The sequence below is a fragment of the Exiguobacterium sp. UBA5002 genome, assembly GCF_002396765.1.
GTDB lineage: Bacteria > Bacillota > Bacilli > Exiguobacteriales > Exiguobacteriaceae > Exiguobacterium_A.
Map to the genome: position 1 here is coordinate 101,366 of NZ_DGYQ01000004.1, position 7,354 is coordinate 108,719.

Consider the following 7,354-nt stretch of genomic DNA (forward strand, 5'->3'; position numbering starts at 1 on the left):
GACTGGGGCTCTTTCGTGTCGAAACCTAATCCTTGTCCCGTTCGTAAGGTAGATAAGTGACTCAGTTGAAGGAGGAAACGATGTGTCATCATTTGAACAACCTAAAACATCGACACGGCGGCTTGCAACCGTTTCGTTGATTTTCATGGCGGTCGGATTCGTCGTCTCATTGCCATTTAAAGAAAATGCGTGGGTCTTTTGGCTCCAGAGTGGTTTTGAAGCCGGACTCGTCGGTGGGATTGCCGACTGGTTCGCGATCACGGCGCTGTTTCGTCACCCGCTTGGATTAAAGATTCCCCATACGAACCTATTGCCGAAAAATCGGGAACGGGTCATCGAATCGATTGTTCATATGCTCGAGACGGATTTACTGAACAAAGAAAGTATCGTTGCGAAGCTGCAACATATGACGCTTGCAGATCGTGTCATCAAAATTTTACGTTCGATTCTGGTCTTACCTGCCTTTCGAGCAACCGTCACCGAGCTGTTGATGGGTTTGATTCGGAAACTACCGAAAGAGGCAATTCTTGAGTTTGCGAATACACGGGTGACGGAGACGATCAAAGCGTATCCGTCCAAACGGCTGGCGGTCCGGGCGATGGAGTTGAATGAGGAACGTCGACTCGACGAGTGGCTGATGGATCAGTTACTCGATTACGGCCAACGTCTTCTCGAAGATCCGATCATTCGCGATCAGATCGGCCGCCTTGCTTATACGGCAATGATTGACCAAGAAAAGAATACGTTTTTGCGGGTGACGGCGCGAACCGTCCAAAAAGTCTATTCGGAAGAAAAACTCAGTCTGGTCATTCAAGGCGTCTTGTTGACGGTCATTCAAGATATGCGACACGTCCATCATCCAAATCGACTCGCGATTCTCGATCATCTGCGTCGTAACCTGGCACAGTTGTCGATTGATGAAGAGCGTCTCGCGAAAATCGATGCTTGGAAGGCAAGTGAGGTCGACCGGTTTGACTTCGTTCCGGTCATTGAACGTGCCTATGACGCTGGTCTGATCGAGCTCGAACGCTATTTGACGTCAGACGCTTTCTGGACGGAACGGGCGATGCCGATGCTTTCGCGCGCTTTAGACGACTGGGAACAGCATCCGACGTTCAAGGATAGCAGTGATCAGTGGATGAAGGAGCAACTCGTGCGTTTCGTCGAACAAAATCACAAAAAAATCGGCGGACTCGTGCGCGAGAACTTAAATCGGTTCGATACCGAGACACTGATTCATATGATCGAGGATAAGGTCGGCAGTGACTTGCAGTGGATTCGGGTCAACGGGGCATTGTGTGGATTCATCATCGGTTTGATTCTCGGTGCGATCAAGGTGTTCGTCGGATGAGCCGGTGGACATATGATCTGACGTTGTCGGAAGCATTGGATTTTAAAGGAATCGTATCTCGTTTGACGGAAGACCCGTTACAAATCGAACAGGATGGGCGACTCGTCGTTCCGGTCTTCATCAACGATCAGGCATATATCACGATGATGGAAGCCATCGACGGTTATACGTTACGGATTGACGGTTCAGGACCGCAAGCAGCGGTGCTGACGCAACTCAATCGGCGCTTTCGACTCAGTGAGCCGAATCCTGCGCAGCATCTCAAGACGACGTCGTTACATGCGATCGTCGAACAGTTCGGCGACGAACGGCTCGTTCTTGATCATTCACCGTTCACGGCCTTGATTCGTTCGATCATCCATCAACAAATCAATCTGTCGTTTGCGCATACGTTGACGGAACGTGTCTTTCGGACATTCGGAACGGTCAAGGATGGAATCATCCTACCGCCGACACCGCGCCAACTAGCGGCAGCGCGTCGCGAGGACTTGCTCGCTCTGCAACTATCAGGACGTAAAGTCGATTATCTACTCGGGGTAGCAACAGCAGCGATTGATTATGATGCATTGACGTCAGCGACCGACGCAGAAATCGCTGAGACGTTGATTGCACTGAAAGGCGTTGGACCATGGACGGTCCAAAACGTCCTGATGTTCGGGTACGGTCGTCCGGATTTGTTTCCGGCATCGGACATCGGGATTTTACGGGCTTTCGAACGGTTGCTCGGTTACCGACCGACGGTGGAAGAAGCGACGCGACTGGCGGAGGAATTTGCCCCTGTCCGCAGTCACGCCGCCTATCTATTATGGCGTTCGATTGAATAAGGAACTATTCTTGTCACTCTATCGTCAGAACGGTATAATGAATGCGATAGAACGAGGAATCGTTCAGAAATGCTAAGGGAAGCGACGTGTTCGCTAACGATAGAGGGGACGAATGTGGATGTATACAGATGAACAAATCATCGAAAAAGCCAATGAAATCGCCAAAATGATTTCAGAGACACCGGAAGTAGAACGATTCAAAGCGGCAGAAGCCAACATCAATGGGAATGAAAAAGTCCAAAAGATGATGAAACAAATCAAGTTCCTTCAAAAAGAGGCAGTCAACTGCCAGCATTACGGCAAAACAGAAGCACTCGCACGTGTCGAAGCGAAGCTCGATAAATTGTTCGCTGAGCTCGATGAGATGCCTGTCGTCCAACAGTTCCAAGAAACGCAAGAAGAAGTCAACGGACTTCTCCAATACATCACGGTGACGATCTCGAACGGGATTACGGATCAAATCATCGAAGCGACGGACGGAGATGTTCTTGCAGGTAAGACAGGTAGCGGCATGGAAGCAGAAAACAAAAGCGGCGGTTGCGGCTACTAATCACGAAATGAACGAAAAGCCGACGGACATCCGTCGGCTTTTTCGACGAATGAGGTGGAAGAATGGAAGCAGTACACAACACACCGATGATGAAACAATACTTCTCGATCAAGGCGGACTATCCGGACGCTTTCTTGTTTTATCGGCTCGGTGATTTTTATGAATTATTCTTTGAGGATGCCAAAAAGGTCGCCCATGAACTGGAGTTGACGTTGACGGTGAAAAACGGTAAAAACGCGGAGCATCCGATTCCGATGTGTGGCGTACCCCATCACGCAGCGAACGGCTACATCGAACAGTTGATCGAGCGTGGGTATAAAGTGGCGCTTTGTGATCAAGTCGAGGATCCAAAGTTGACGAAAGGACTTGTCAAACGCGAAGTTATCCAAGTCATCACACCGGGAACGTTGATGTCCGCTTTAACGGAAAAAGAAAATCGTTACTTAGTTGCAGTCGTTGAACAGGACGGTCGCTTTGGGATTGCCAGAGGAGATGTCTCGACGGGTGAGAGTGCCTTGACAAGCGTTGCGACACTCGATGGTGTAATCAAAGAATTAAGCATTATCTTGCCACGGGAAATCATCGTCACGACAGAGGAACATGAGACGGCACTTGCGTCCTTACGGATCCCGCTGACGCGCAGTTCACGACGCGAGACACATCCACATGGCGATCGCGCGATTGATACAGCCCAAGCGGAAGCCTTTGCGGTCCTCTATGCCTACATGCACGATACACAAAAACGAGCGTTGACACATCTGCAACCGGCCATTGTCTACGAAGCGAGCGATTTCATGCAACTCGAACCGAATACGGTCAAGAATCTTGAGCTCGTCCGCTCGGCACGGACAGGAGACAAAAAGGGTTCGTTGCTTGGTCTACTTGACGTGACAGGTACAGCGATGGGTGGACGGATGCTGAAACGCTGGCTGGAAAAACCGTTGTTATCGGAGCGCGTCATCACGGAACGGCTCGACGCTGTCGAGGAACTGTTGCAGCACTATTTCGAGCGTCAGCAATTAAAAGATACGTTACGGGAAGTCTATGATCTTGAGCGACTCGTCGCAAAAGTCGGTTACGGAACAGCGTCAGCGCGTAATCTCGTTCAATTGAAGTCGACGTTGCGATTGATTCCCCGTATTCAATCAGCACTTGAAGAGATGATGAGCGAACGTCTCGGTCAACTTAGTCTCGGACTTGATCCACACGACGAATTGAGCGATCTACTCGATCGTGCGTTCGTTGAAGCCCCACCGATCTCAACGAGAGAGGGCGGCATGATCAAGTCCGGTTATTCACCAGACCTCGACGAGTTACTTGTTGCTTCAAAAGACGGTAAGACGTGGTTAGCGACGCTTGAAGCAAATGAACGAGCAGCAACCGGCATCAAAACGTTGAAGATCGGTTACAACCGTGTCTTCGGCTATTACATCGAGGTCTCGCGTGCAAATGCCAAACTGTTACCGGAAGGACGGTATGAACGGAAGCAGACACTCGCTAATGCTGAGCGTTATATCACACCGGAATTGAAGGAAAAAGAAGCGTTGATCCTTGGTGCGGAAGAGAAGAGTGTCACGCTCGAGTACGATCTCTTCTGTGGAGTGCGCGATGAAGTCAAAGGACATATCGAAAGCTTACAACGCGTCAGTCGCCGGATTGCGGAACTCGACGTCCTCGTCGCACTGGCTGAGATTGCCGAAACACACGACTATGTCCGACCAATCACGACGACGGGACGAACGGTTGATATTCAGCAAGGGCGTCACCCGGTCATCGAGACTGTCTTACCGCGCGGCGAATATGTTGCGAACGGGATCACCTTAAACGAAGGACGCGAGATGCTGTTGATCACTGGACCGAACATGTCCGGTAAATCGACCTATATGCGACAGTTCGCCTTGATTGCCTTATTGCATCAAATCGGCTCGTTCGTACCAGCTGCTCAAGCGGAACTGCCGATCTTCGATCAAATCTTCACGCGGATCGGGGCGGCAGATGACCTTGTCAGTGGACAGTCGACATTCATGGTCGAGATGGTCGAGACACAAGAAGCGTTGACGCGCGCGACGGACCGGTCGTTGATCCTGCTAGATGAAATCGGTCGCGGGACCTCGACGTACGACGGGATGGCACTCGCACAAGCGATCGTTGAACACATCGCCCGGCACGTCGGGGCAAAGACGCTATTTTCGACGCATTATCATGAATTGACAGTGCTCGAAGAATCGATTGATCGATTAGCGAACGTTCATGTCCGCGCCGTCGAACAAGAGGGACGCGTCGTCTTCTTGCATGAAGTACGCGACGGAAAAGCCGATCAATCTTACGGAATCCATGTCGCGCGTCTAGCTGATTTACCAGATAGTCTGATTGAGCGGGCGCAAGTCCTCTTGTCCGAGTTCGAGCAGGCTGAGCCTGTTCCGGTCGCAGCACCTGTAAAAGCCCTTGTTCAGGAGGAGCCGATTGATCAACTCAGTCTGTTCTCAGAAGCGGATCCTCTGCGAGAGACGATGGCTAGTCTTGATTTAATTAATATGACGCCACTCGAGGCACTGAATACGCTATACCGTCTACAAGCTGAAGCGAGAAAGTGAGGAGAATGCAGTGGGAATCATTCGTGAATTATCCGATAGTTTAGCGAACCGAATCGCGGCGGGAGAAGTCGTCGAACGACCGGCATCGGTCGTCAAGGAACTGGTTGAGAATGCACTTGATGCCGGTGCGACCCAAATCGATGTCGAACTCGAAGAAGCCGGAATGAAACGGATGACGATCCGCGACAACGGACATGGGTTTTACCCGGATGACGCCGAACTGGCTTTCGTTCGTCATGCGACGAGTAAGATTAAGGACGAGCATGACTTGTTCCGAATCAAGACACTTGGTTTTCGCGGAGAGGCACTTGCCTCGATCGCATCCGTTAGTAAAGTGACGTTGAAGACGAAACGCGAGGACGCAGAAGGAATTCAAGTGACGCTTGAGTACGGGACGGTCGTAAAGCGGACACCAGCAGCAATGAACCGGGGAACGGAATTGACGGTCGAGCATCTCTTCTTCAATACACCGGCTCGTTTGAAATACTTGAAGACTACACATACGGAGCTTGCCGCAATCACGGACGTGCTGAACCGGATGGCGTTCGCTCATCCAGACGTCAAACTTCGAGCAACCCATGAAGGGAAGACGTTGATCCAGACGAACGGATCAGGAGACGTCCGGCAAGCACTGGCGAGTGTCTACGGTCATCAAACGATCCAAGGGACGTTGGTCGCTAAGGGAGCGAATGCCGATTATCAATTGACGTGTCATCTCGTCAAACCGGAAGTGACCCGTGCCTCGAAGAATTACATCACGTTGATTCTTAATGGACGTTCGGTCAAAAACTTCGCCCTGACGCAAGCGGTCTTGAACGGTTACCATACGCTCTTACCGATTGGACGGTATCCGATTGCGGTCATTGAGGTGACGATGGATCCACTCCTGATTGACGTCAACGTCCACCCGGCGAAACGGGAAGTTCGTCTTTCAAAAGAGATGGAGCTCTGTCAGTTGATTCAAGAGACAATCAAGATGACGCTCAGCCGAGAGACGTTGATTCCGAAGGTGACGCCACCGAAACCGAAAAAGGATCCGAGTAGTCAAGAGAAACTCGATTTTTCTTACGTCGCGGAACCGGTCGAGGAGACGTCATCGCGAGCAGTCTGGAATTATCCGATTCCGAAAAAACCGCAAGAGGACGATCGACCCTTTGTAGAGAAACCATTGCCGTTTAGTAACGAGGATGATCTATTCGAGCCCATCGCACCGGTCAAGCAGGACGTTGTCGAACCGATGGAAGAATCTCACGCGCGTCCGCGCTTTCCACACCTCGACGTCATCGGACAACTTCATTCGTCCTATATCGTCTGTGCCGGAGAAGACGGGATGTATATGATTGATCAACATGCGGCTCAGGAACGGATCAAATACGAGACGTATAAAGTCATGTTCGGTCGACCACCAGAGCAACGGCAGCAATTGCTCTTACCATATACGTTTGAAATCTCGTCAGATGACATGAAACGAATGGAGGAAATCCTTCCGTTACTAAAAGACGTCGGCATTGAATTCGAAGCGTTCGGTCCACAAAGCTTCATCGTCCGAGAAGTTCCGACGTGGTTCCCGTCCCATCGACAGGAAGAGACGATTCAAGAATTACTCGATGAGGCATTGATGAAACGGAAAATCGATCTTGAGACGTATCGGGAAGATGCCGCCATCATGATGGCATGTAAGAAATCGATCAAGGCGAATCATCCGTTGAACGATGAGATGATGCGTCGGTTGATTGATGATTTAGCGAAGACAGAGATGCCGTTCACGTGTCCACACGGACGTCCGGTCATCATTGAATGGACGACGTATGAACTCGAGAAGTTATTCAAACGGGTCATGTGATCAAGAAGAGGAGTCGATCCCATTCAGGTGTCGTCTCAGATTATAGAAAAGGGAGCTGACTCAAAAGTTAGTTTCTACAAAGAATGACGCGTCATACGCAACTCCTACAGGAAAAAGCGCATTTATGCGCTTCAGAGACAAACAAGACCAGCTTTCCTGCTTGTATAAAGCAGGAAAACTGGCTTGTGTCTC

General features: G+C 50.5%; 5 protein-coding genes. All 5 read left to right on the forward strand.

Annotation, left to right across the window (positions count from 1 at the left end):
* Positions 1-82 precede the first annotated feature (82 nt).
* The 5 genes from B4C70_RS00715 (at position 83) to mutL (ending at position 7,162) form a co-directional block, all read left to right on the forward strand.
* Positions 83-1,351: a DUF445 domain-containing protein gene (locus tag B4C70_RS00715; RefSeq protein ID WP_290776311.1), complete on the forward strand. Its 1,269-nt coding sequence runs from the start codon at positions 83-85 to the stop codon at positions 1,349-1,351.
* The gene (locus B4C70_RS00720) at positions 1,348-2,175 is read left to right on the forward strand and encodes a DNA-3-methyladenine glycosylase family protein (protein WP_290776313.1); all 828 of its coding nucleotides are present in this window, start codon (positions 1,348-1,350) and stop codon (positions 2,173-2,175) included. Before B4C70_RS00715 ends, B4C70_RS00720 begins: the two co-directional genes overlap by 4 nt.
* 112 nt (positions 2,176-2,287) lie before the next feature.
* The gene (locus tag B4C70_RS00725) at positions 2,288-2,725 is read left to right on the forward strand and encodes a RicAFT regulatory complex protein RicA family protein (RefSeq protein ID WP_023467714.1); all 438 of its coding nucleotides are present in this window, start codon (positions 2,288-2,290) and stop codon (positions 2,723-2,725) included.
* Positions 2,726-2,787: 62 nt separating this feature from the next.
* The gene (gene mutS, locus B4C70_RS00730) at positions 2,788-5,319 is read left to right on the forward strand and encodes a DNA mismatch repair protein MutS (protein WP_290776315.1); all 2,532 of its coding nucleotides are present in this window, start codon (positions 2,788-2,790) and stop codon (positions 5,317-5,319) included.
* A gap of 10 nt (positions 5,320-5,329) precedes the next feature.
* Entirely contained in the window at positions 5,330-7,162 is a 1,833-nt protein-coding gene (gene mutL, locus B4C70_RS00735) for a DNA mismatch repair endonuclease MutL (protein WP_290776317.1), read from the forward strand.
* Positions 7,163-7,354: the final 192 nt, after the last annotated feature.